Genomic DNA, 24,553 nt, shown 5'->3' on the forward strand with positions numbered 1-24,553 from the left:
AGTCGTGGACAGACTGCATTCTAAGTCGAGTCTGTTTGCAAATCGATCATTGTTGTCGAAGTCCCACACACCAGGCCGCAGTATCCCCCGCCGGCACTGGCGCCGGCGCGGGCATTGGCGTATGATGCGCCTCGAACATTGGGGAGTAGTCGTCCTGCGGTCCTGCCGCAGGAACCTGTATCAACATAATTGGCCCGCAGGCCATGGTGCAGGTGGTTGCAAAACTTGACGAGACCATTGATCCAGGGCGGCCGCATGGGCCGGAGTCGCCCGTGGATCATTGGTTAATTCGTCCGGCCCGCGTACCTCTTGCAATCTCATGGAAGCATTCCTCATCTCCACCGGCATCGTCGGTCTCGCTGAAATCGGCGACAAAACCCAACTCCTGGCCTTTTTGCTGGCCGCCAAATTCCGCAAGCCCTTGCCCATCGTGCTGGCGATTTTCGTCGCCACCATCGCCAACCACGCGTTTGCCGCCGCCGTCGGCGCCTGGATCACCAGCATGCTGGGGCCCGACGTGCTGCGCTGGGTACTGGGCGTCTCCTTCCTGGCGATGGCTGCCTGGACCCTGATCCCCGACAAGCTCGATGAAGACGAAACCAAATTGGCCAAGTACGGCGTCTTCCTGACCACCCTGATCGCCTTCTTCATGGCGGAAATGGGAGACAAGACGCAGGTCGCCACGGTGGCGCTGGCGGCGCGCTACCACGACATCTACTCCGTCGTGCTGGGTACCACCTTCGGCATGATGCTGGCCAACGTGCCGGCCGTGTACCTCGGCGACAAAATCGCCAACCGCGTCCCGCTGCGCCTCGTGCATGGCATCGCGGCGCTGGTCTTTGCCGTGCTTGGCGTGGCCACCCTGCTGGGCGCGGGCGCGGCCCTGGGGTTTTGACTCAATCTTAAATAATTTCTCATTTACAATGTTCATGTCTATAATTACAATGTCGCCGACATGAATACTGGCGCGGTGCCACCTGGTGGTCACCGCGCTTTCTTGAGGAATCTATGCATTTGAATGGAAAGATGGCAGCGCTGTGCCTGGCCGCCTGCGCAAGCCAGTTGCCCGCTGCCACGGCGGCACCTACGCCCCCTCAGCTCGCAACGCAATCCGAGCCCGCCGTACGCACGCGCGACCTGCTGTTGCTGGGCGCCGGCCTGATCCTGCTGCTTGGCAGGCGCCGGCCCGAATACGATACGTGGCAGGTACGGCGGCAGGACTAAACCAGCAGTAGCACCACGTACTCGCGGCTCTCGTCGCGCAGGGCGATGCTGTTGCCCCCCTGCGCCACGCCATCGAGCGACAAGCCCGCAGGCCGCCCCTGCGCCTGTTCCACCGTGATGGCATAGCTGCTGGCGCCGAAGCGGTAATGCAGCTTGAAGCTGTCCCACTCTGCCGGCATGACCGGCACCACGCGCAGCACGTCCGCTTCGCGCGTCAAACCGAGCAGGGATTCGACGATCAGCCGGTACAGCCAGCCCGACGATCCCGTGTACCAGCTCCAGCCGCCCCGTCCCACGTGGGGCGCCACGGCATACACGTCGGCCGTCACCACGTAGGGCTCGACCTTGTAGCGCTGCACCGCCTGCGCGTCAACGCCGTGGCGCACGGGATTGATCATGCGCAGCAGTTCCCACGCTTTTTCGCCATCGCCCAGGCGGGCAAACGCCATCGCCGTCCAGATGGCCGCATGCGTGTACTGGCCGCCGTTCTCGCGCACGCCCGGCACGTAGCCGCGGATGTAGCCGGGGTTCAGGCTGGATTTGTCGAATGGTGGATCGAGCAGCTGGATCACGCCGGAATCACGGCGCACCAGGCGTGCATCGACCTGGCGCATGGCGCCGGCGACCCGTTCCCTGTTGGCCGCGCCCGACAGTACACCCCAGCTCTGCGAAATCGAATCGATCTGGCATTCCTCGTTCATGTGCGAGCCGAGTGGCGTGCCGTCGTCGAAATACGCGCGCCGGTACCACTCGCCATCCCACGCATGCTCCTCGACATTCGCCGCCAGTTTCGCCGCTTCATCGCGGCAGAACTGGGCAAACGCGGCATCGCCGCGCAGCACGGCCACCTCGGCGAAACGCTGCAGCACTTCGTACAGGAAGAACGCCAGCCACACGCTCTCGCCCTTGCCGTGTTCGCCCACCTTGTCCATGCCGTCGTTCCAGTCGCAGGAGCCCATCAGAGGCAAGCCGTGCACGCCCAGGCGCAAGCCATGGCGGATGGCGCGCACGCAGTGCTCGTACAGGTCGGCCGACTCGCCCGAGCGCACGGGCAGGTCGTAATACGAATCCTCTTCCAGCTTGACGGCGCGCCCCTCGATGAAGGGCGCCACTTCCGACAGCACGTTGACGTCGCCCGTGGCGATCACGTAGCGGCAAGTAGCCAGCGGCAGCCACAGATAGTCGTCGGAACAGTGCGTGCGCACGCCCCGGTCCGACGGTGGATGCCACCAGTGCTGCACGTCGCCCTCGACAAACTGGTGCGCCGCGCACAGCAGCAAGTGCTTGCGCAGCAGCTGCGGCGCCGTGTGGATCATGGCCATCGCATCTTGCAGCTGGTCGCGGAAGCCGTAGGCGCCACCCGACTGGTAATAGCCGCTGCGCGCCCACAGGCGGCAGGCGATGGTCTGGTACATCAGCCAGCCATTGGCGATCACATCGAGCGATGGATCGGGCGTCTCGATGCGCACGGCACCCAGAGTGCTTTCCCAGTGCGCACGCACCGCGTCGAGCGCCATGCGGGCCGCTTCCTTGCCCGCATGGCGCTGTACCATGGTGCTGGCGTCCGCATTGCGGCGCCCGCCCACGCCGAGCAGGAAAACGATTTCGCGCTCCTGCCCCGGCTGCAGTTCAAACGGTACCTGGATCGCTGCGCACGGGTCCAATCCCGTGCCCGCCTTGCCGGACAGGCGCACGCGGCGCAAGGCGGCTGGCTGCGCCAGACTGCCATTGCGGCCGATGAATTCATTGCGGTCGCAAGTGATGGAACGGATGCTGGCATCCGTATTGAAAAAGCCGACCCGGCCCGAAAACTCCGTGTTGTAGTTATTGCGCGCAAACAGGGCGCCGCTGATCGTGTCGACTTCGGTGGCCACGTGCATGCCGGACTTGGCGCGCAGGTCGGCCATCACCCATTCCACGTAACCGGTGACGGACAGGCGGCGCGGCACGCCGCTGTCGTTGCGTACTTTGATCACCGAGTATTTGACGGCCGCGTCCAGCGCCACATAGGTGCACAATTCGGTGGCGATGCCCCCTTCGCTGTGTTCAAAAATGCTGTAGCCGAAGCCGTGGCGCGTGACGTAGTCGCCGCTGCCGCGCGCGGGCAGGGACGACGGCGACCAGAACTGGCCGCTCTGCTCATCGCGCACATAGAATGCTTCGCCGGACAGGTCGGAGACCGGGTCGTTCTGCCATGGAGTGAGGCGGAATTCATGCGCATTTTCGCTCCACGTATACGCCTGGCCGGCTTCAGACACCACGGTGCCGAATTGCGCATTGGCCAGCACGTTCGACCATGGCGCCGGCGTCTGTTTATTTTCTCCCGTGGTGATCACATATTCGCGCCCGTCGGGCGTGAAACCGCCCAGGCCATTTTCCAGGATCAGCTCGCGCCTTGGCGCCCGGTGCGGCACGCCGCCATGGTCGCGGGCCGGGTCCTGCAGCAGCGGCGGCATGCGCAGCACGGGGCTGGGCGGACGCTTGACCTGCTCGGCCAGGGTGCCGCGCAAGTCGCTGATGATGGCGCGCGCCACCGATTGCAGCAAGATGCGGTCTTCATTGGCGATCTGCTCGGCCAGGCGCACGAAGATGCCGCCCGGGCGGTCGATCGCCTGCGCATCGATGCCCGAGGCGATCAGGCCCATGATCTGGTCGTGCAGCAGCTGGCGGTAGCCCGACTGCTCTTCGTACCAGATCACCAGGTCAACCACCAGCCCCTTCAGGCGCCAGTAGGCATGCGCCTGCACCATCTGGCGCGCCAGTTCGATATTGGCCGAATCGCGTATCTGCAGCAGCACGATGGGCAAGTCGCCGGAAATGGCATACGCCCACAGGCCGGACTGGCCGCGCTGGTTCTTGATCAGGATGCTGGCCTCGGCACGCAGGGCCGCATTCGGATAGATCACGGCATTGGCCAGGCGCGCATACAGCTGCGCGTCCGCTTCGCTGGCATTCAACTGGCGCAGCACCACCTGGCTGTGCGTCCAGGCCAGTTCGAACACGCGGTCGGCCAGGTGGCGGTCCTGGTATTTGTCGATCAGGTGCAGCGCCGCCTCGCGCTGCTCCACCATGCCCGTCACGCTGTCGACCGTCACGGCCTGGTCGGGGGCCAAGGTGATGACGTAGCGGATGGCCACGACGGGGTCGAGTACGGAACCGTGGCCGCCACTGAGCGGCCCACTTTCCTGCAGCGCCAGCGGCAATTGCGCCGTGTTGCCACGGCCGATGAAGCGCGCGCGGTCCGTCTCGAAGGAGACTTCGTAGCGCTCGATATCGTGCACGGTCATCACGTGCAGCAGCCACGGTATCTGCTCGTCTTTCGAGCGGGGCCGGCGCGTACATAAAATCGCCTTTTCATGCGGGAGGATTTCCGTCTGCACGAACAGCTTGCTGAACGCGGGATGGGCCGCATCGGCCGCCGCCGGCGCCATCACCACTTCGGCGAAACTGGTGATCTCGATGCGCCGCTGGCGGTTCGAATTATTGCTGATGCGCGTGCGCCGGATTTCAATGTCGTCCTCGGGCGAGACGACGATTTCCGTGTACAGGTCCAGGCCATGGTCGGCGCGGCGGAACTCGGCCCGCCCTTCCGAAAAAATCACTTCGTATTTCTTCGGCTCGGCCAGGGTCGGCTGGTACATGGTGGACCAGACGGCACCGTCGTCGAGGTCGCGCAGATAGCAGAAATTGCCCCAGTTATCGCGCGTGCTGTCTTCGCGCCAGCGCGTCACGGACAGGTCTTTCCAGCGGCTGTAGCTGCCGCCCGCATTGCTCACCATGACGTGGTAGCGGCCATTCGACAGCAGCTGCGTTTCCGGCACGGCGCTGTTGGCTTGCGTGAGGATGCGCATCGGCATGGCCTGTTCGGGGACGCCGCTGCGCAGCACCGCCAGTTCGGCCGTGTTCGAGTAAAACGCGCCGGCCTGCGGCGTGCGTTCCTGCAGCACCAGCAAGGCCGATTGCAGCAGCGGATCGGACTCGAAACGGCGCTGCATCGGGCGGTCGTGCAGCAGGTAACTGAGGGCCAAAAATCCCATGCCCTGGTGGTGCACCATGAAGGAGCGGATGATGGCGCTGCCCTGCCCGCGCGGCAGGCGCGCCGTGGTGAAATCGATGGCTTCAAAGAAGCCGTAGCGGCCCATATAGCCGGCCGCCTGCATGCGCTGCAGGTTCTGGCACGCCGCTTCCGGCTGCACCATCAAGCCCATCATGCTGGCGTACGGCGCCACCACCAGGTCGTCGGCCAGGCCCCGCTTCAAACCCAGCCCCGGCACGCCAAACGCGCGGTACTGGTAATTCAGGCTGGCGTCGACCGTGTTGTAGCCGGACTCGGAAATCCCCCACGGCACATCGCGCTGGCGTCCGTAATCGATCTGCGCCTCGATGACGGAGTGGTACGTCTGGTCGAGCAAGGTGTTCGGATAATTCGGCATCACCAGCAGCGGCATCAGGTACTCGAACATCGAGCCGCTCCACGACAGCAGCACGGGCTGGCCCGCCACCATGCACAACTGGCGGCCCAGAGCGAACCAGTGCTCCTGCGGCAGCTGCCCCTGGGCGATGGCGATGAAGCTGGCCAGGCGCACTTCGGAGGCCAATAAATCGTAGTAGCTGGGGTCCAGGCGCCGTTCGCTGACGTTGTAGCCGATGGCCAGCAGTTTTGTCGACGGGTTGTACAGGAACGCGTATTCGATCTGCGCAAAGTCGCGCGCCTGGCCCGCCGCATGGGCGATGTCGCGCATGTGGCGTCCTGCCTGGTCGCGGCCCTGCGCCAGCAAGGCGGCCAGCTCGGCAGGCAGGCCTTCCGGCGTTTCCAGGTTGGCCAGTTCGCGCAGGGTCGGCACGCGCAACCACGCAGGATCCACGCCCGCCTGCGCCGCCCATGGCGCCAGTTGCAGCAACTCGGCCAGCGCCGCGCGGCACTGGCGCGCCAGCGCACCGCACCACATGGACAGCTCGCCATCCTCGCTTTGCAAGGTCAGCGACAGCAGCGCGTCGGCAGCGCCATTCGCGGCGGTGAGATAGGCATGCCATTCGGCCAGGCTGGCGGGCGCGGCCTGCGCCTGCAGCAGGCTCATGCTGTCGCGCATGGCCTTGCCCTCGCCTTCGGCGGCGATGAATTCCTGCAGCACCTGCGCCGTCGTGCGGATGCCTTGCACCACCTGCGCGCCGATGATGGGCGCGTCGTACAGTTCCACCAGTCCCGGCTGCAAGGTCAGCAGATGGCCGGCCAGGTTGCCGCTGTCGACCGTCGAGATGTACATCGGTTGCAGCGCCTTGAGCGTTTGCGTGTCGTACCAGTTATAGAAATGGCCCTGGAAGCGTTCCAGTTCGCCCATGCTGTGCAGGGTGGCGCGGCTGCGCTCGATCAACTGGCCCAGGGTGAGGTAACCGAAATCGTAGGCCGTCAAATTCGCCAGCAGCGCCAGGCCGATATTCGTCGGCGAGGTGCGGTGCGCCACCACCAGGTTCGGATGCTCCTGCATGTTATCGGGCGGCAGCCAGTGGTCATCGGGACCGACGAAGGTATCGAAATACGCCCAGGTCTTGCGCGCCACGCCGTGCAGGAAACGTCCCTGCTCGGCCGACAGGCGCGCCACGGCCCGCTCGATGGGGCGGCTGATCCACCAGGCGATGGTGGGTGCAACGAGCCATAACAGCAGTACCATGGCGGCGGCCGGCAAAGCTTGCGGGCGCCAGGTCAGCAAGGCGCCAAAGGCGGCCAGCGCCAGCGCGGGCGAGCACCACATGGCGCGCCAGCTGTCGGCCTGCGAACCTGACGATGTGTGCAGGTTCGAGGCGCGCCAGTCGAGCAAGTGCTTGTGCGACACGCCCAGGCGCCACAGGGTGCGCACGATGGCGTCCAGGCTGATCCACGCTTCGTACGGCAGGAAGACGAGGGTCAGCATGGCGTGCGAAAACTGCACGCCGCAGCGCCGCTCAAAGGCGGCCAGATGCTGGCGCCACAGGGTGTCGCGCGGTTTGCGCAGCAAATCGTACAGGGCGGAAAACACGGGCGGCAGGAAGATGATGGCCAGGACCGCTGCGCTCCAGAAGGCCACGTGCGGCAGGAAGCCCCACACCAGCAGCAGCGACAAGGTGGTGGCCGGCGCCACGACGCTGCGGCGCAGGTTGTCGAACAGCTTCCAGCGCGACAGCATCGACAGGGGATTGCGTTCGCGCTTGCCGGCGCGGCCCGGCACCCGGCCCAGCAGCCAGCCGAGCAGCTGCCAGTCGCCGCGTATCCAGCGCTGGCGCCGGCTCACGTCGGCGTCATAGCGGGCCGGATATTCCTCGTACAGTTGCGAGTCGCTGAGCAGCCCGGCGCGCAGGTAACAGCCTTCCAATAAATCGTGGCTGAGGATCTTATTGTCGGGCAGACGCTGGCCCAGCACGCGCTCGAACATGTCGAGATCGTAGATGCCCTTGCCGATGAAGGAGCCTTCATAAAACACGTCCTGGTACAGGTCCGACACGGTGCGCGTGTAGGGGTCGATGCCTGGTTCACCGCCGCACAGCAGCTCGTAGCGCGACGCGTTCGCGCTGGGCAACGCCACGGCCACGCGCGGCTGCAGGATGCCGTAACCGGCCACCACGCGCGAGCCGGCCGCGTCCAGCACGGGACGGTTCAACGGGTGCATCATGGTGGAGATGAATTCGCGCGCCGCATCGCGCGGCAGCTGCGTATCCGTGTCGAGCGTGATCACGTATTTGATCGTGCGCAGGCCGCGCAACTCGCCTTCCACCAGCGAGAATTTGTCGCGCGCGCCGCCGCGCAAAAACGCGTGCAGGTCGGACAATTTACCGCGCTTGCGCTCCTGTCCCATCCACGCATTCTGCTGCGAATTCCACAGGCGCGGACGGTGCAGCAGCAGGAACGGCCCCACATGGCCCAGCTCTTCGTGGTCGGCCGGATCGCCGTTTTCCTTGAACGCGACACCCTCCACGCGGTATTTCTCGTTCAAGCCGCGGATGATGTCCTGCGCCTGGCGCAGCAGGGCTTCGTCGCCCGGCATCGTTTGCGCCTGCGCGTCGACAAAGTCCGTCAGCAGGCAAAAGCGCAGGTTCGGGTCGCGGTTGGCGAGATAACGCACTTCCAGCGCCTCGCACAGTGCCGCCACGTTGTCCTCGCTGTAGATCAGGGTCGGCACGACGACGATGCCGCGCGCATCCGATGGAATGCCGGCCTGGTAATCCATGCGCGGCAGCGGATGCGGCGACGTCATCAGGGTCGCCAGCCAGTTCACCACGGCCACGGCCAGCTGGCTGCTGCCCAGCAGTGCCAGCACGCCCAGCGCCGCCAGGGGCCAGCCCTGCACGCCATGGCGCACGGCGCGCTCAAGCAGCAAGGCGCTCGTCGCCAGGGTCAGGAACGAGATCGCGCCCAGGTAGACGGCCAGCGGCGCCGCGCGCGCCGTATGCTGCAGCGCCTCGATGAAGGGCAGCTTCGCGCCGGCCTGCTTTTCCAGCACCAGCACGCCGCGCCCCACCAGGTAAAAGCCGATGTGGCCGCGGCGCGCGTCATTGCCGTTGCCGTGCGTGTGCGCCAGCTGCACCACCATCTCGGCCACTTCCACTTCGCTGCGCGCGCTGCGCCTGGCGATGCGTTCGATGGCGTGGCGGTAGCTGTCGCGCGTGGCGAAATCCATCAAGCCATAGGTGCCGGCCGGATCGAGGCGCAAGGTCTGCTCAACCACGCTCATGGTCTCGACGAATTCCTGCCAATCCATGGTGCCGAGAAAACGCAGGCTGCCGATGCTGTTGGCGATCGACACCTGGTCGGCCGCCTGTTGCCCGATTTCGGACTGTATCTGCTGCTCGATCGTGAGGCCCGACTCGGCCAGCTTATGCGTCAGCCACGACAGCGCCAGGGTCAGTGACGAACTTTGTCCCTGCAGGCGGCGCGACAATTCGGCCACGAAGGCGCTGGTCATGGGCGGGTTCGAACGGGCCATGTCGGCCACCAGCAGGATCAAGCCGCTGGGATTGCGCTCGGCGATCTCCGTCATCTGGTCGGCCCAGGTATTGGCCAGGTCGCGCTGCATGCGGTCGTCGGCCACGCGCGCGGCGACGCGGCGCAGGTTTTCGATCAGGGCCAGGCGCAGCATGATGGGCACGGCCCACAGTTCACCCAGGGTCAAGGTGGCCACGTCCTGATAAGCCTCGACGAAGTGGCACAGGTTTTCCAGGTCGACGCGGCCATCGCCGTGCGAGATGATTTCCAGCGCGATCTTGTACACGCGCGGGCAGCCCGCGTCCGCGCCGGAAGTCAGGCGTGGCAACTCCTTGCTGTAGTTCTTCGGCAGGTGGCGCCGCGTGGTGCGGATCTGCTCTTCGATCAGATAGAAATTATCGAGCAGCCATTCCGAGGCGGGCGTGACCTGGCGTCCGCTCTTGACGGTCGCCGTCAGCTCGTTGACGGTGGCCGTGATCAGGGCCGCATTGTCGGCCAGGCGCGCCAGCAGGCGGTCGCGCCCATGGTGTCGTCCCACCGCATGGCCGGCAGCCACGTGCTTGCCGTGGGCAGCCATCTGCATGGCGCTGAATAATTCGGAACGCAAGGGCAAGGCATCGTCGCGCGCGGCGTCGAAGGTTTCCGGTGCAAGGGAATGGTCGCGGAAGATTTCTTTAACTTTGGAAATCTGTTCCTTGATCTGCTGCGTGACAACTGCTGTGTACTCTTTCAACTTGGCCTCGCTAGGTGCGCGCAGGCAGCCAGCGGCCGCCGTCACGCTGGCCCAGTCTGGAAGAACACGATCGGACACTGGCGAAGACGGAAAGCGAAGCGCCGGAGCGTTGCGACGAATCTCAGGGTGTAGGGAGATTTTCTCAACTTCATCGTAGGGGCGCCCTGGACGCAAGACCGTGCGCTAGCGTACATACCCGGCGCTTTAGGGGCGTGCCGGCAAAGAAATCAGCGAATGAAACGGGAGAAAGATTCCTGGAGGAAATGAATAGAGGGAAAGGAGTAGCGGCACCGTGCCAATGATGACACGGTGCAATATTTCAAGGAAGAAAGTTCAAGCCGCTCAGGCAGCGATGGCCAGCGGGTGACGCGTCGCCTCCGCCATCGCCATGCCGCCGTTGAGCTGCCATGCCGCGCCGTGACCGAGGCGGCGCAGGCAGGCGGCGGCGCGCGCGCTGCGGTTACCGCTACGGCAGAAAAAGACCAGCGGGCGCTGCGACTGCTGCAACCATTCAGCCACCTGTCCCGCCAGGCGGCTCAGCGGTACGCTGCGCACCTCGCAACCCTCGAATACCGTGCCGGCGCACGCCGCGTGTTCATACGCTTCGCGCACATCGACGAGGATGGCGTCGGGATGCTGGCGCAGGAAGGTCGGCAAAGCGGCCGCATCGAGCTGCAGTTCGGCGCTCGGCACGATACCGTCCCGTACGCTGCGCACGGTACCGCAAATGCCGCCATCATCGCTTGACGCGCACAGCACGGTGTCTTGCGTCACCAGCGCCGCATCCAGCAAGGGCGTCAACGCCTCGGGCGCCAGCGCGCCGATGAAGGCAAAGCGCTGCTCCAGCAGATACACATGGTTTTCGCCACACTCGACGCGTCGCAGGCGCTGCTGGCCCAGTGCCAGCTCACCGTCGATATCGATGCGGCCCACCTGTTCGATGGCGAGTTCCTGCAGCAAGGCCAGGCGCGCCACGCCATGGTCGGCCGGGGCGGCCGTGTGCACGATGGCGCGCAAGGCCAGGTGCTGGCAGCGGATGTAGGCGGCCAGGCGCGGCACCAGGGCGGCGACGGGATCGATGACGACGCAACTGGCGCTGGCTGCGTCGCTGAGCAGCCAGGTGCACTGGCCATCGACGCTCAACTGGATCACGCCGTCCTGCGGCGATGGCGCCAGCGCCGATGGCAGCAGGCAGCTGCTGCGCAGCGCTTCGCCGCAGCGCTCGATGCGCGCGCAGGCGGCCGTCACCGTCGCCGCATCGATCAGGGGGCCGAACGACAAACGGATGGCCGAGCTGGCGCGCCATTGCGGCACGCGCATCGCCTCCAGCACATAGCTGGGGAGCGCCTTGGCGGCGGAACAGGCGCTGCCCGAGCTGACGCGCACGCGCGCCGCGTCGAACAGATCCAGCAGCTCTTTCGACGACAAACCGGGCACGGAAAAATTGAGCGTCGTCGGCAAGGACAAGTCGAACGGCATATTGAACACGATGCCGGGGAAAGCGCGTTCCAGGCTGGCCACCAGCTGCTCGCGGAAAGCAGCCAGGTCGGCGTGGCTGCGGAAGGTCTTGCCATCGTCGAGCGCGGCCAGCACGGCGCCCAGCGCGGCGATGCCGGCCATGTTTTCCGTGCCCGAGCGCAGGCCCGCTTCCTGGCCGCCGCCCATCATCAGGGGGGTGAACGGCGCGCCGGCGCGCACATACAGCATGCCGATGCCCTTGGGCGCATACAGCTTGTGGCCGGAAAACGGCGCGTAGTCGATGCGCGTGGCGGCCAGGTTCAGCTTCAGCTTGCCCAGCGCCTGCACGCAATCGACCATCCAGTAGGCATCGGCACCCCGTTCCTGCAGCAGCTGGGCGATGGCGGACAAGTCGCTGACGACGCCCGTTTCATTATTCGCCGCCATCGTGCACAGCATGGCCGCGTCGCCGATCAGCGCATCGAGCGCCTGCAAATCGTGGCGTCCCTGCGCATCGACGGGCAGCTTGCGCACTTCCAGGTTCAGGCCCAGGAGCCGGTTCCAGTGCGCCAGGCTTTCCGGCACGGCCTTGTGCTCGGTCGCGCCATACAGCAGCAGGCTGCCGATGCGCTTGCCTGCGTCGCGCCGTTCGCGCAGCGCGCACAGGGCCGACAGCACGGCCGTCTGGATGCCTTCGGTGGCGCCGCTGTTGAACATCAACCGGCCGTCGCCCACGCCCAGCAGGCCGCTGGCGCGCTGGCGCACGCCATCCATCATGGCCTTGGCCTGCAATCCCGTCGCGTGGGTGCTGCTGGGATTGCCATAGCCCTGCTCCATCGCTTGCCGGGCGGCGGCAACGGCGGCGGGCAGCACGCAGGTGGTGGCATTGCTGTCGAGGTAGATTTCTTTCATGATGGCAGTCTGGGGATTCTATAAATAAAGGGGCAGCACTGGCGGCTGGCACGTATGAACAGTCTACCGGCCCCCGCCCGTGAAGATATGCCAAAAGACACTGCAAACACGGTAATATGCAGCATGTTCATGCTATAAAGACAGGAATAGTGAAATGCATTCACCAAACACTCCGCTCGACAAATTCGACTGCGCCATCCTGGCCGCCCTGCAGCAGGATGGCACCTTGTCGATCGCCGCCCTCAGCGAGAAGATCGGCTTGTCGAGCACGCCGTGCTGGAAGCGGGTCAAGCGCCTGGAGGAAGAGGGCTATATCGAGAGCCGCGTGGCCATCGTCAACCGGCAAAAAGTGGGTTTGCCCGTGACCGTCTTCGTCAGCGTGCGCACTGGCCAGCACGATGAAAAATGGCTGCGCCGCTTCGCCGCCGCCGTCATCGTCTTGCCCGAGGTGCAGGAATTTCACCGCATGAGCGGCGATATCGACTACCTGCTGAAAGTCGTTACCACCGACATCAAGGGCTACGACACCTTCTATAAAAAGCTCATCAAAGCGGTGCAGCTGACGGGCGTGTCGTCCGCCTTCTCCATGGAACAAATCAAGTGCAGCACGGAATTGCCGCTGGAATTGATCGCCCACGGCTTGCCTGCCTGAACGTTTTTCCGCGCAGCATGGGGACACATGAAAACTGCGCATGTTTACACCCAGCCATCGTTGCCATACGGCAACACATCTACATCAAATACGGGATTCCTCCCCTATATTCTCCCTATCCGTCGCTATACTGCGCACTTGCCTGTGCATGTTTGGCAACCTCTGCCAGTCGCGCAGGCCCATTCCCAGGGTCGTCCATGCATCTGCTTCGCCACCTTTCCATCCAGAAAAAATTGATGTTCAGCATGGGTTTGTGCCTGCTGCTGTTCATGGGCATTTCATCGTTCCTCAGCGTGCGCATGAGCAGCGATTATGTGCGCGAGCGCGTCGTCGGCCAGGAGCTGCCGGCCCAGGTGGGCGAAATCCGCAACGACGTGCTGCGACAGATCAGCCAGCCGCTGTCCGTGGTACAGACGATGGCGAATGATGTCTTTCTGCAAGATTGGGAAGACGCGGAGCTGGCCGACAGCGGCATGGCCACTTTCCAGCGCTACGCCAGGATGCTCAAGGAAAAAAACAAGGCGGCCGTCGTCAGCTGGAGTTCACAAGCTGCATCCAGGTACATGACCGATGCGGGCCTGATCCGCACGCTGGACAAGCAGTTGCCAGCCGATCACTGGTTCTTCAGCATGCTCGGCGAAAACAAACAGCACACGATCAATCTGGATCGCGATCCGGCCTCGGGCAGTTTCATGCTGTTCCTGAATGCGCGCGGCCAGACGGCCGGCGGCAAGGCCGTCATTGCAGGCATGGGCTTGAGCGTCGACGCGATGGCCGAGACCATCCGCAGCTACAAGGTCGGCCAGACGGGCCATGTCTACCTGGTACGCGCCGACGGCAACCTGCTGATCCACCGCGATCCGGCCTTGGCCGACGGCAAGCATCAGTTGAAGGACTTGCCCGGCTTTAGCGAAGCACTAAGCAAGGCTCTGCTGACCAGCAACAAATACACCTATGCCAGTTATGCGGCGCCGACCGGCAAGCAGCTCGTCGCCGCCTCCTTTGTGCCGGAATTGAATCTGTATGTGATGGCCGAAGTGCCGGAAGCGGAAGTGCTGGGCAACGTCACGCGTTCGGCCCTGATCGCCGCCCTGATCGCCGGCCTGGTCGGTGGCGGCATCGCCCTGCTCATCATTTATGTCATCAGCCGCGCCATCGCCGCCCCCGTCGCGCGCGCGGCCGACATGCTCAGCGAGATCGCCAGCGGGAATGGCGACCTGAGCCGCCGCATGCCCGTCGAATCCGAAGACGAGGTCGGCGCCCTGGCCGCCGCCTTCAACCGCTTCGTCGCGTCGCTGAATGTGACGATACGTGAAGTTCGCGACAGTACCGGGGCGATTGCCAGCGCATCGAGCCAGATCGCGTCGGGCAACATGGACCTCTCGGCGCGTACGGAAGCCCAGGCGTCAAGTCTGGAAGAGACGGCGGCGGCCATGGAAGAGCTGACATCGACCGTGAAACAGAACGCGGACAACGCGCGTCAGGCCAACCAGTTGGTGGTGTCGGCTTCAAGCCACGCCGTCAAGGGCGGCGAAGTAGTCGGACAAGTCGTGCAAACGATGGGCGCAATTACGGAGAGTTCGCGCAAGATCGCAGATATTATCAGCGTGATCGACGGCATTGCCTTCCAAACCAATATCCTCGCGCTGAACGCAGCGGTCGAGGCGGCGCGCGCGGGCGAACAGGGACGCGGCTTTGCCGTGGTGGCAACCGAGGTGCGCAACCTGGCGCAGAGGTCAAGCCAGGCGGCGAAGGAAATCAAGGACTTGATCGTCGACTCGGGCAGCAAGGTGGACGCGGGCAGCAAGCTGGTCGACTCGGCCGGCGCTACCATGCAGGACATCGTCGTCTCCGTGCAAAGAGTCGCCGACCTGATGGGAGAAATCGCTTCGGCCAGCCAGGAGCAAAGCCAGGGCATCGCGCAAGTCAATGCCACGGTCACGCAGATGGATGACGCCACCCAGCAAAATGCGGCGCTGGTGGAAGAAGCGGCGGCGGCAGCCCAGTCCCTGCAGGATCAGGCCGGGCGGCTGGCGCAGGTGGTCAGCGTCTTCAAGCTGGAAGAAACCGGGCATGCCGCGCAGCAGCCGGCCGGCAAGCCGGCGCTGCCCAAGCCGGCCCGTCCAGCACTGGCCAAGGCAGCAGCAGCGCGCCCGACAGCGCCGGCCAGCGATGCGTGGGAAGAATTTTAAGGGTGCTGGAAAACGCTTAAATCGCCGGCGCTTTCACGCTTGCCGCTTGCTTGAAGAAATCATAAATGCCGCTCTCGCTCATGCGGCGGGCATTCGCCAGTTCGCCGCCCTTGGTGGCGTACAGCACCTGGTTGTTGTCGCTCGATACGAGCACGGCGGCGGGGATGCCTTTCTTGAGCGGATTGCCATAGGCTTGCGCCACGTCAAGGTTATGGTCGAAGTTACCCACGTCGACCTTGACGACCTTGAACTGCTGTTGCATCAGCTCGGCATTCTTGCCTTCCTTCAAGGCCTTGTCGAGCGCGCGGCAATCCTCGCACCAGTTGGCGCCAAAGATCAGCAGGACTGGCACGTGCGCCGCCTTGGCCTCGGCCAGCGCGCGGGCCACGTCGGCCTTGGCATCGGCCGCCGCGTTATACGGCAAATGCGGCGTGGCGACGGGGTTGGCCGGCGTCGGGGCGGCGGCAACGGCGGTGCCGGAAAGCAGCAGGCTGGCAAAGAAAAGGGAAACGAAACGGGAAACGCGCATGCGGGACTCCTGAGAGAGATCGTGAAGCCAGCTGAACAGCTGCCAGCGGGCGTGATTGTCTAGAATATGCGTACCTGTAGGAAATATCCACCATTTAATTGCACTGTGCTTATGCGAAAAACGTATAAGCACGCCAAGGATAAGCCACTTGAACATGCCAGACAGCCTGCCCCCAACGCTATCCGGCGCCGCGCGCATGCTGTGCAGCGCCTATCCCGGCGGCATGCCAGACTCGGCGTACTTCGCCGTGCTGGACCTGTTGTATGAACACTTTTCCGACCGCAACCTGGCCGAGCTGATGGCCGCCATCGCGGCCGTCGGGAACTTGCTGGCGCGGCACGGCCTGCACGCCGTCTGCGCCGGGGATTAATGCCCGCAGGCAGCGAAATGGAACGCATGGGATAATATCGGGCTCACACAGAGCAACGCGGCCCGAACGCGCCCTCCCCATGACGACTTCTTTCCTGGCACGCTGGCTGCCGCAACCAAACAACGGCAGCCGCCGCGAACAATTGCGCGCCTGCGCGGGCGCCATCTGCGGTCTGTTGCTCACTGGACTCATCTGCCACTTCCTGCTGGCCCCCGACAGCGCCAGTGTCTACCTGATCGCGCCCATGGGCGCCTCTGCCGTGCTGCTGTTCTGCCTACCGGCCAGCCCGCTGGCGCAACCGTGGTCCGTGGTGGGCGGCAACGTCGTCTCCGGCCTGGTGGGCATGGCTTGCGTGAAGTGGCTGGGATCGAGCGTGGGCGTTGCGGCCCTGGCCGCCTGCCTGGCCATCGGCGCCATGTTTGCCCTGCGCTGTTTGCATCCGCCGGGCGGGGCCGTGGCGCTCACCACCGTGGTCGGCGGCGCCAGCGTGCATGCGGCCGGCTTTGAGTTCGTCTTCATCACCGTGCTGTTCAATTCCGCCGTGCTGGTCGCTTGCGCCGTGCTGTACAACAACCTGACGGGGCGTCGCTACCCGCACATCCAGCAACTGGTGGCACCGCATCCGCACGCCACCCGGGATGACGTGCCCAGCAACCGCCTGGGCTTTTCGCCGGACGACCTCGATGCCGTCTTGCGCCAGCACAGCGAAGTGCTCGACATCAGCCGCGACGATTTGCAAGCCATCTTCCTGCAAACGGAAATGCGCGCCTACCAGCGCCGTTTCGGCGTCGTCACCTGCGCCGACATCATGTCGAAGGATGTGCTCAGCGTGGAATTCGGCACGCCGCTCGATGCTGCCTGGCGTACCATGCGCGAGCACGAGGTGGGCGCCCTGCCCGTGCTGAACCGGGCGCGCCGCGTCATCGGCATCATCACGCAGACGGATTTCCTGCGCCATGGCGGCCTCGACGATTATCAAGGCATGCGCCAGCGCCTGCGCGGCTTGCTGCAGCGCAGCGGCCTGTCCCACGGCGACAAGCCGGAAGTGGTAGGCCAGCTGATGACGCCGTCGCCGCACACGGCCCGCCTGGGCACGCCCATCATCGACCTCGTGCCCCTGATGGCCGACGCCGGCTACCACCATATTCCCATCCTCGACGAGGATGAACGCCTGGCCGGCATCATCAGCCAGTCCGACCTGATGGCGGCCCTGTACGAAAGTCGCTTTGCCGAGGCCGCCGCATGACGCCCTTCCAGGCACTGCTGACCGGTCCCGATGGCGGCCCGGCTGGCACGCCCGTCAGCGCACATTTCTTTGGCACCCAACTGGCCATCGATGCGCCCGGCCATGGTGTCGACGTGGCGCAGCTGGTCGTCAGCGTGGGCGGCGTCGACGGGCCGGAACTGTTCCTGAACTGGCTCGACGAACAAGGACGACAAGCGTCGCTGAAACCGCTCGGCGCGGAGGACATCGCCATCGTCTTGCGCGAAGCGCCGGCGGCGCTGCAGCCGCCACTGCAGCGTTTGTGGGGCGAGCGCCAGCGCAACCGGCGGCAGGTGTCGGGCTGGCTGCTCGGTTTGACGGGCGCCACCGTCGTCGCCACGGCCCTGCTGTGGTGGCAAGGCGGCCATGCCGTCGGCGCGCTGGCGGGGCTGATTCCCCTGTCCACGGAAAAGCAGCTGGGCGAACTGGCCCTGGCGCAAGTACGCGCGCAAGGCGGCATCAGCGAGAGCGGCGTGGCGCAGCAAACAGTGCAGGAAATCGGCCGCCAGCTGACGACCGGTTCGCGCTACCAGTACCGCTGGCTCGTCAAGCAGGACGACACGGTCAACGCGTTTGCCATGCCGGGCGGCATCATCGTCGTGCATACGGGCTTGCTGCGCCAGGCGGGGGATCCGGGCGAGCTGGCCGGCGTGCTGGCGCATGAAGTGCAGCACGTGGAGCAGCGCCATTCGTTGCGACAAATGATCAGCAGCCTGGGCTGGGGCGCCCTGATGGGCGTGACCATCGGCGACATCAGCGCCGTGGCCGCCATGCTGGCGCACCAGGCCGGCACCCTGTATTTCAGCCGCGACATGGAAGAAGAGGCGGATCGCCTGGGTTTGCTGGCCTTGCAGCGCGCGCGAATCCGCCCGGACGGCATGCTGCGCTTTTTCCAGAAGCTCGACGACAAGGACAAGGCCAGCGTACCGGGATGGATTTCCTCACACCCGCAAACGGCGGCACGCGCGCAGCAGATCCGCAGCCTGATCGCTGCCACGCCCTGTCCTGCCTGCGTCCCCTTGGTCAGCCAGCACTGGCAGGCGATGAAAGCCCTGGTCGCGCCAGCGGACAAATAGCAACATTTCTCCCGCACAATTTATCCAAACGCACTGGGCAATGGCGTATGCTTACGCCCCGGCTGTTCCATCTTGAACGGCCACCCCGACCCCGCCAAGAACGCCTATCAAAACCTACTGCGCGTCGTAATTTGCGGTCTGCGATGCTCACTGTACCTTCGTACAGTTGCGCTTCTCGACCACAACTTCCTTCCGCTCGCTACGGTTTTATTAGGCGTTGTAAGCCTCCGTTCATTCCCTCCTTACAAAGGATCTCGCGCATGAAGCATCGTTTTGCCGCCGGCACCCTCGGCACCCTGGCCATCTCCCTGTTGCTCGCCCATGCGCCCATGGCGCAAGCGGCCCAGCCCGCAGCCAAAACCGTGGCCGTCAGCGCGCCCAAAGCGAAGCGGCAGCTGCAAGTGCTGGCCGACCAATACTACGATGCGCTGGCCCGTTTCGAGCCGATCAATGCCACCGAGAGCGGCGACAACCGTTTCGACGACCAGATCGGTTCAGCCATCGTGCCCGCCGCGCGTGCAAAACAATTCGCCCTGTACCGCCAGTACCAGAAGACCCTGCGCAGCATTGCCCGCGCGCAGCTGTCGCACCAGGACCAGATCAATTACGATATCCTCGACTATGAACTGGCCACGGCGCTGAGCTTCGAGCGCTTCCCCGAATACCTGTTGCCCTTGAACCAGATGGACAGCATGCCCGTCACCCTGGCCAATTATGCGGGCGGAGAGGCATCGCAGCCTTTGACCACGGTCAAAGAGTATGACGCTTACCTGAGCCGTATTGGCCAGTTGCCGGGCTGGATAGACCAGGCCATCGCCAATATGCGGGTCGGCATGCAAAAAGGCATCGTGCTGCCGAAGGCGCTGACGGAATCGGCCTTGCCGCAATTCAAGAAACTCGTCAGCGCCACGCCGCAGGACAGCGTCTATTACACGCCCATCAAGAACTTGCCGGCCAGCTTTTCCGACGCGGACAAGGCGCGCCTGACGCAAACCTACACCGTCATCATCGAGGCCAAGCTGATGCCTGCGCTGCAGCGTCTGTCCACCTTCATGGAACGCGATTACCTGCCGGCCGGCCGCACGAGCAGCGGCTGGAGCGCCCTGCCCGATGGCGCCAGCTGGTACCAGGCGCGCGTGGCCAGCAGCACCACCACGGATTTGAAGCCGGAGCAAATTCACGCCATCGGCTTGAAGGAAGTGGCGCGCATCCAGGAACAATACGCGATCGTGGGCCCGAAGATGGGCTACAACGGCCCTGCGGCCGGCTTGCCCGTGTGGGTGTCGGAACAGGCGAAATACCGCCCGTTCAAGACGGAGCAGGAAGTGCTCGACGTCTACCGCAAGCTGAACGTGCTGCTGGACAGCAAATTGCCAGCCCTGTTCACCCTGGTGCCGAAGGCGCCGCTGGACTTGCGCCTGGAACCTGAACTGAGCCGCGACACGGCCGCCGACCACTACACGGCGCCGGCCGCCGACGGTTCGCGCCCGGGCGTGTTCTGGTCCGTCGTCACGGATCCGAAACTGTATGGCGACACAGGCATGACCACCCTGTTCCTGCACGAAGGCAAGCCTGGCCACCATTTCCACCTGGCGCTGGTGCAAGAGATGGACTTGCCGAACTTCCGCCGTTTCGGCGGCAACAATGCCTTCACGGAAGGCTGGGCCCTGTATGCGGAAACCCTGGGCAAGGAAATGGGCCTGTTCGAGGATCCGGCCCAGTATTTCGGCCACTTGAACGACGAGATGCTGCGCGCCGTGCGCCTGGTGGTCGACACGGGCTTGCACACCAAGGGCTGGACGCGCGAGCAGACGATCAAGTACATGCGCGACACCCTCGGCTATGACGCCGTGGCGAAAAGCGAAACGGAACGCTACATGGCGTGGCCGGGCCAGGCGCTGGGCTACAAGATCGGTTCGCTGAAAATCGTCGAACTGCGCCAGCGCGCGCAGCAAGCGCTGGGCGACAAGTTCAGCCTGCCGAAGTTTCACGAAGTGGTACTCGGCGACGGCACCCTGCCCCTGAAGCTGCTGGAAGCCAAGGTCGACCGTTGGATCGCGCAGCAGAAGTAAGCGGCAGCGCCTGAAAACAAAACGGCAGCACCTCGATGGCGCTGCCGTTTTTTTTCGCCGCCGGCGTTTCCAGCTACACCAGCAGCGCGGCGCTCATCGAGTGTACTTCCTCGTTTGACTCGGCCAGGATGCTTTGCAGGGTCTCGTTGTCGATAATGAAATCTATGACGGAATCGGAGGGCGTGAGCATTTCCACGTACGTCAGCTGCAAGGGCGACGGCACGGGTGACAGTTGCTTGGCCAACAACAAGGTATCGAGCAGGGAGTCGGGCGGGATGGATAGCAAGCCATCGCGCAAGCCTTCGATGGCTTCGCTCACGGCCAGCGGGATCAGCAGCTTCTTCATGACTTCGCGGGAAATGATCTCTTCGGCGGACTCCATCCAGTGATCCGTATCGTCGTCGAGCAAGCCGGGGAACTCATCGGCACGCGACAGCAAATAAAAGCCTCCCACCTCATGCACGATACCGGCGAACAGCGCCGTGTCGGCATCGACGTGCGTCACGCGGCGGGCCAGCACGTGCGCCAGCGCCGCCACGTGGGCCGTGTGCTCCCACAGCTGGGTCGCCTTCTGGCGCAGGACGGGGTCGATGATCTTGCTGCCAAACTGGCGCACCACCATGGCCGCCACCAGCGCGTACAGATTGCGGTAACCCATGCGCATCACGGCGGCGCGCACGCTGGTCACGGGCGCCGCATCGCCGCGGCTGTACACGGCCGAATTGGCCAGCGCGACCGTGCGCGCCGCCAGCAAGGGTTCGCCCAGAACCAGCTTGATCGCATGATCGATATGGCAGTCCGGTTCAGCCAGGGCCAATTGCAATTGCAATGCGGAATTCACACTCGTGGGAAACGTTAATTCTCCCCGCACTGCCTGGGAAACAATTAAACCGAAAGCCTGTAGTTTATTCATCATACGATCAATCCGCCTCAGATATTTTTCCAGCCAAAAATTTCATATGTCAGAAATTGAATGCCAGGCCCGGCCTTTAGAATACAGATGGCGTGTCATTCGCCTGCATGGAAGAATCTGGCAATGCCAGCGCATGCAATTGTGATTCATCGCCGATGACAAACAACTTCGGCTGCTGTAATACCTGCAGCAGAAATGGCTGGCCTTCACGCAGACGCCGGCGATAATCGGCCAGCGTATATAAGTTGGGATTGATTTTACGCCTCAAGGTTCGCTCGGCCGGCGCCAATCCCGTCAACAGATCGCCATAATTGGCTTCTTCGCCCACCAGCAGCAAATCGATGGCGCTGCCAGGCATGTCCTGTCCCTTCGCCGTGGCACCCGACACGAATGCCAGGTGCAACTGGGCACGCAAGGGCGTCAGCGTCATGCTGAGGACGCCAACGATGCCAAAAGTTTTCTGCACCAGTCCGCTCAATTCCGGATACACGAGGCTTTCCTTGTTGGGCCAGAAGCGCCGCACATTGCCGATCCGCTCCGACGTGATCAGGCCGGACTCATGCAAGCGGCGCAGCTCCCGTTGCGCCGACGCGCTGCCAAGGCCGGTCAGGCGCATGATCTCGTTCAAGTGAAAGCCTTCATTCACGCGGACAAACAGCAATCCCAGCAGTTTCTGCTGGGCGGGAGTAAACAGGGCTTGGGCAATCATGCGCCAAATCTTAGCATGAATAAACTGATAATTGGCGTGGCCCGCTATCGACGGGGATTTGCGCAACATGTATGCCGGCCGCGACCAGTGGCGGCCGTGCTGGCGGGTACTCGGCATCGCCGGACACGCCACGGCACGCCCCGTAACGGCGCCGAGGAGGAAAATCAATGTGAGCGCTCACTGCAAAGCGAACAAGGCAACAGTACAATGCGCGAAAAAAGAGAAAGATGATTGAATATGCCTGGCCATCAAAATATATGGATGCCGGACAGATCAATTATATATACCTTGATTCGTTTTAATTTTTTCCCGCAAGCCGATCATAATCAAATCGAGACCCGCATTAAAACGGTCGTCGATTTCCGCATTAAAGATGGCATCCATGGATGCGAGCACGTGCGGATAATGGTCGGCCGCCATGGCGGCGAAAGCGGCACGCCGGTTCGATAATGCATACATCGCGGCGCTTCCCGGTCCCGTGCCTTGCGCTTCCATGACAAAACCGAGCACATAATAGAGCAGCGTAAATGCGCTCCAGCTGGCCAGTTTCTCCGATGCCCCGGCTGCACGCATCGGGCCGATTAACGCTTCGGCGACGCGAAACACGTTTTCCGATATCACATAGGTACCGCCAAAGACGCGCACGCCATCGCGGCGGGCCGATAACGCCGCGCGCAGTTGCGCCGCCACCTGGCGCAACTGCGCTTCCCAGCCCGCATCCGCATCGACGTTCCTTGCCACGTCTTCGATCAACACATCGGCCATGCCATCGAGCAAAGCCTGCTTGTTCGCAAAATGCCAGTACAGCGAAGCGGCCTTGATGCCCATCGCGTCGGCTAGGCGACGCATGGTCAAGCCTTCGATACCCACTTCGTCCAGCAGCTCGAGCGCCCTGGCCACCACGGCTTCGCGTTGAATTTTCATTTTCCTGTCATTTCCCTTGAAACTCTAACGTCGTTAGTTTACCATTTTACACAGACTAACAACGTTAGATTGAGAGTGACATGCACAATAGCGATATCGAAGTCATCATCGTCGGAGCCGGCCCCGTCGGCCTGACCCTGGCCTGCGAATTGCGTCTGGCCGGCATCCGCGTGGCCATCCTGGAACGGCGGCCGCAACGCAGCGCGCATTCACGCGCGCTGACCATCCATGGCCGCACCCTGGAAATGCTGGGCTTGCGGGGCCTGGACCAGCGCTTTGTTGCACTGGGCACGCCCTTGTCCGGCGGCCACTATGCGGGCCTCGATACCCGGCTCGACTTTTCCGGCTTCGACACGCCCCATCCCTACACCTTGTTCCTGCCGCAAAACACGACGGAACGCCTGCTGGAAGAGCAATTGCTGGAAGACGGCGTGGCAATTGTTCGCGGCGCGCTCGTGGAACAGACACAGCAGGATGACGATGGCGTCACAGTGGCCGGCACGCACGACGGCGCCCCATTCTGCCTGCGTGCCCGTTACCTGATCGGCACCGATGGCGCTCGCAGCCTCGTGCGCCAGCAGGCGGGCATCGCCTTCGACGGCGTGGCGGCCACGTGCAGCATGCTCATGGGAGATGTGCGGCTGCGCCATCCGCCCGCGTCACCCATGCTGTCCCTGACGAACGCAGCGGGTAGCCTGATGATCGTGCCGCTGGAGCAAGGCCGCTACCGCGTCATCACCCTGAATGCGCGCCGCCCCCAGGTTGCGGCGGCGGAAGCGGCCACCGTGGAGGAGTTATCGCAGGCCAGCACGGCCATCGCGGACTACGATTTCGGCCTGCATGACGCCAGCTGGCTGTCGCGCTTCAACGACGAAACACGGTTGGCCCGGCGCTATCGCCAGGGACGCGTCTTCCTGGCCGGCGATGCCGCCCACATCCACATGCCGGCAGGCGGCCAGGGCATGAACGTGGGCATGCAGGACGCGATGAACCTGGGCTGGAAACTAGCCGGCGTGCTCAAGGGCTATGCGCCGGACAGCCTGCTCGACAGCTACCATGCGGAGCGCCATCCCGTTGGCGTGTCGTTGCAGCACAATACCCTCGCGCAAACGGCCATGCTGACGCGTTTTGACGCGCGCACCCTGGCCCTGCGCGCCACCATCAGCGACATGCTGGCGCAACCGGACGTCAACCGCGCGCTGGCCAGCGAGTTGTCCGGCTTTGGCGTGCGCTATCCCATCTCGCTGGGCTCTGACGCGAGCGCCGGCAGCGCAGACTGGATCGGCCGGCGCGTGCCCGACTGGCTGCTGCGCCTGGCCGACGGCACGGCCGTGGGCATCCATGAACTGTTGCACGCGGGAAAATGGCTGCAGTTAGTCGTTGGCAATGCCGCGCACGCAGCACAACCGTATCGTTTCGATGCGGCCTGGCTCACCTCGCTGACCATCAAACCCGGCTGCCAGCCACTGGCCGGCATCAAAAGCCTGCTGATCCGGCCCGACGGCTATGCGGACCACGCGGTCTGATTGACTTATCTCAAGACGAAAAAAAACGGCACCCGAAGGTGCCGT

The 24,553-nt window shown here is 63.9% G+C and carries 15 protein-coding genes and 1 riboswitch; of the genes, 9 read left to right on the forward strand and 6 right to left on the reverse strand.

Going from position 1 to position 24,553, the window contains the following annotated elements:
* Nucleotides 1–128 precede the first annotated feature (128 nt).
* Nucleotides 129–310: riboswitch (yybP-ykoY riboswitch) on the forward strand.
* Between the two features lie 9 nt (nucleotides 311–319).
* Together OX460_RS18585 and OX460_RS18590 are read left to right on the forward strand one after the other, a co-directional pair.
* Nucleotides 320–895: a TMEM165/GDT1 family protein gene (locus tag OX460_RS18585; protein WP_251349414.1), complete on the forward strand. Its 576-nt coding sequence runs from the start codon at nucleotides 320–322 to the stop codon at nucleotides 893–895.
* A gap of 113 nt (nucleotides 896–1,008) precedes the next feature.
* The gene (locus OX460_RS18590; RefSeq protein ID WP_251349415.1) at nucleotides 1,009–1,224 is read left to right on the forward strand and encodes a hypothetical protein; all 216 of its coding nucleotides are present in this window, start codon (nucleotides 1,009–1,011) and stop codon (nucleotides 1,222–1,224) included.
* Here the strand turns inward: OX460_RS18590 and OX460_RS18595 are convergent.
* On the reverse strand, nucleotides 1,221–9,911 hold the full coding sequence (locus OX460_RS18595; protein ID WP_354669834.1) for a glucoamylase family protein: 8,691 nt from the start codon (nucleotides 9,909–9,911) through the stop codon (nucleotides 1,221–1,223). The genes OX460_RS18590 and OX460_RS18595 overlap by 4 nt on opposite strands.
* 342 nt (nucleotides 9,912–10,253) lie before the next feature.
* Nucleotides 10,254–12,281, reverse strand: a complete 2,028-nt coding sequence (locus OX460_RS18600) for an aminotransferase class V-fold PLP-dependent enzyme (protein ID WP_289899543.1) — start codon at nucleotides 12,279–12,281, stop codon at nucleotides 10,254–10,256.
* Between the two features lie 154 nt (nucleotides 12,282–12,435).
* Here OX460_RS18600 and OX460_RS18605 point away from each other — a divergent pair, with 154 nt between their 5' ends.
* Together OX460_RS18605 and OX460_RS18610 are read left to right on the forward strand one after the other, a co-directional pair.
* Nucleotides 12,436–12,933, forward strand: a complete 498-nt coding sequence (locus tag OX460_RS18605; RefSeq protein WP_099665758.1) for an Lrp/AsnC family transcriptional regulator — start codon at nucleotides 12,436–12,438, stop codon at nucleotides 12,931–12,933.
* A 197-nt stretch (nucleotides 12,934–13,130) separates the two neighbouring features.
* Nucleotides 13,131–15,125 carry a methyl-accepting chemotaxis protein gene (locus OX460_RS18610; protein WP_251349417.1) on the forward strand — a complete coding sequence of 665 codons (1,995 nt, stop codon included), beginning with the start codon at nucleotides 13,131–13,133 and terminating at the stop codon, nucleotides 15,123–15,125.
* Nucleotides 15,126–15,141: 16 nt separating this feature from the next.
* Here OX460_RS18610 and OX460_RS18615 read toward each other — a convergent pair whose 3' ends face one another.
* Nucleotides 15,142–15,654 (reverse strand): thioredoxin family protein, encoded by a 513-nt coding sequence (locus tag OX460_RS18615; RefSeq protein ID WP_218965289.1) that lies wholly within the window; start codon nucleotides 15,652–15,654, stop codon nucleotides 15,142–15,144.
* Nucleotides 15,655–15,802: 148 nt separating this feature from the next.
* Here OX460_RS18615 and OX460_RS18620 point away from each other — a divergent pair, with 148 nt between their 5' ends.
* From OX460_RS18620 to OX460_RS18635, 4 genes are all read left to right on the forward strand, one after another.
* Nucleotides 15,803–16,024, forward strand: a complete 222-nt coding sequence (locus tag OX460_RS18620; RefSeq protein WP_251349418.1) for a DUF3349 domain-containing protein — start codon at nucleotides 15,803–15,805, stop codon at nucleotides 16,022–16,024.
* Between the two features lie 79 nt (nucleotides 16,025–16,103).
* Complete coding sequence (locus OX460_RS18625; protein ID WP_251349419.1) at nucleotides 16,104–17,270, forward strand: HPP family protein; 1,167 nt, start codon at nucleotides 16,104–16,106, stop codon at nucleotides 17,268–17,270.
* On the forward strand, nucleotides 17,267–18,364 hold the full coding sequence (locus tag OX460_RS18630) for a M48 family metallopeptidase (protein WP_251349420.1): 1,098 nt from the start codon (nucleotides 17,267–17,269) through the stop codon (nucleotides 18,362–18,364). Before OX460_RS18625 ends, OX460_RS18630 begins: the two co-directional genes overlap by 4 nt.
* Nucleotides 18,365–18,624: 260 nt before the next feature.
* Nucleotides 18,625–20,436 (forward strand): DUF885 domain-containing protein, encoded by a 1,812-nt coding sequence (locus tag OX460_RS18635; protein ID WP_251349421.1) that lies wholly within the window; start codon nucleotides 18,625–18,627, stop codon nucleotides 20,434–20,436.
* Nucleotides 20,437–20,509: 73 nt separating this feature from the next.
* Here OX460_RS18635 and OX460_RS18640 read toward each other — a convergent pair whose 3' ends face one another.
* From OX460_RS18640 to OX460_RS18650, 3 genes are all read right to left on the reverse strand, one after another.
* Complete coding sequence (locus OX460_RS18640; protein ID WP_289899772.1) at nucleotides 20,510–21,349, reverse strand: HDOD domain-containing protein; 840 nt, start codon at nucleotides 21,347–21,349, stop codon at nucleotides 20,510–20,512.
* A 76-nt stretch (nucleotides 21,350–21,425) separates the two neighbouring features.
* Nucleotides 21,426–22,127, reverse strand: a complete 702-nt coding sequence (locus OX460_RS18645; protein WP_289899544.1) for an ArsR family transcriptional regulator — start codon at nucleotides 22,125–22,127, stop codon at nucleotides 21,426–21,428.
* Nucleotides 22,128–22,331: 204 nt separating this feature from the next.
* Nucleotides 22,332–22,982, reverse strand: coding sequence for a TetR/AcrR family transcriptional regulator C-terminal domain-containing protein (locus tag OX460_RS18650; protein WP_289899545.1), 651 nt, complete (start codon nucleotides 22,980–22,982; stop codon nucleotides 22,332–22,334).
* A gap of 80 nt (nucleotides 22,983–23,062) precedes the next feature.
* Between OX460_RS18650 and OX460_RS18655 the strand changes: the two genes are divergently transcribed.
* Nucleotides 23,063–24,508 carry an FAD-dependent monooxygenase gene (locus OX460_RS18655; RefSeq protein WP_289899546.1) on the forward strand — a complete coding sequence of 482 codons (1,446 nt, stop codon included), beginning with the start codon at nucleotides 23,063–23,065 and terminating at the stop codon, nucleotides 24,506–24,508.
* Nucleotides 24,509–24,553: the final 45 nt, after the last annotated feature.

This window comes from Janthinobacterium sp. SUN033, from assembly GCF_030397595.1.
Lineage (GTDB): Bacteria > Pseudomonadota > Gammaproteobacteria > Burkholderiales > Burkholderiaceae_D > Janthinobacterium > Janthinobacterium kumbetense.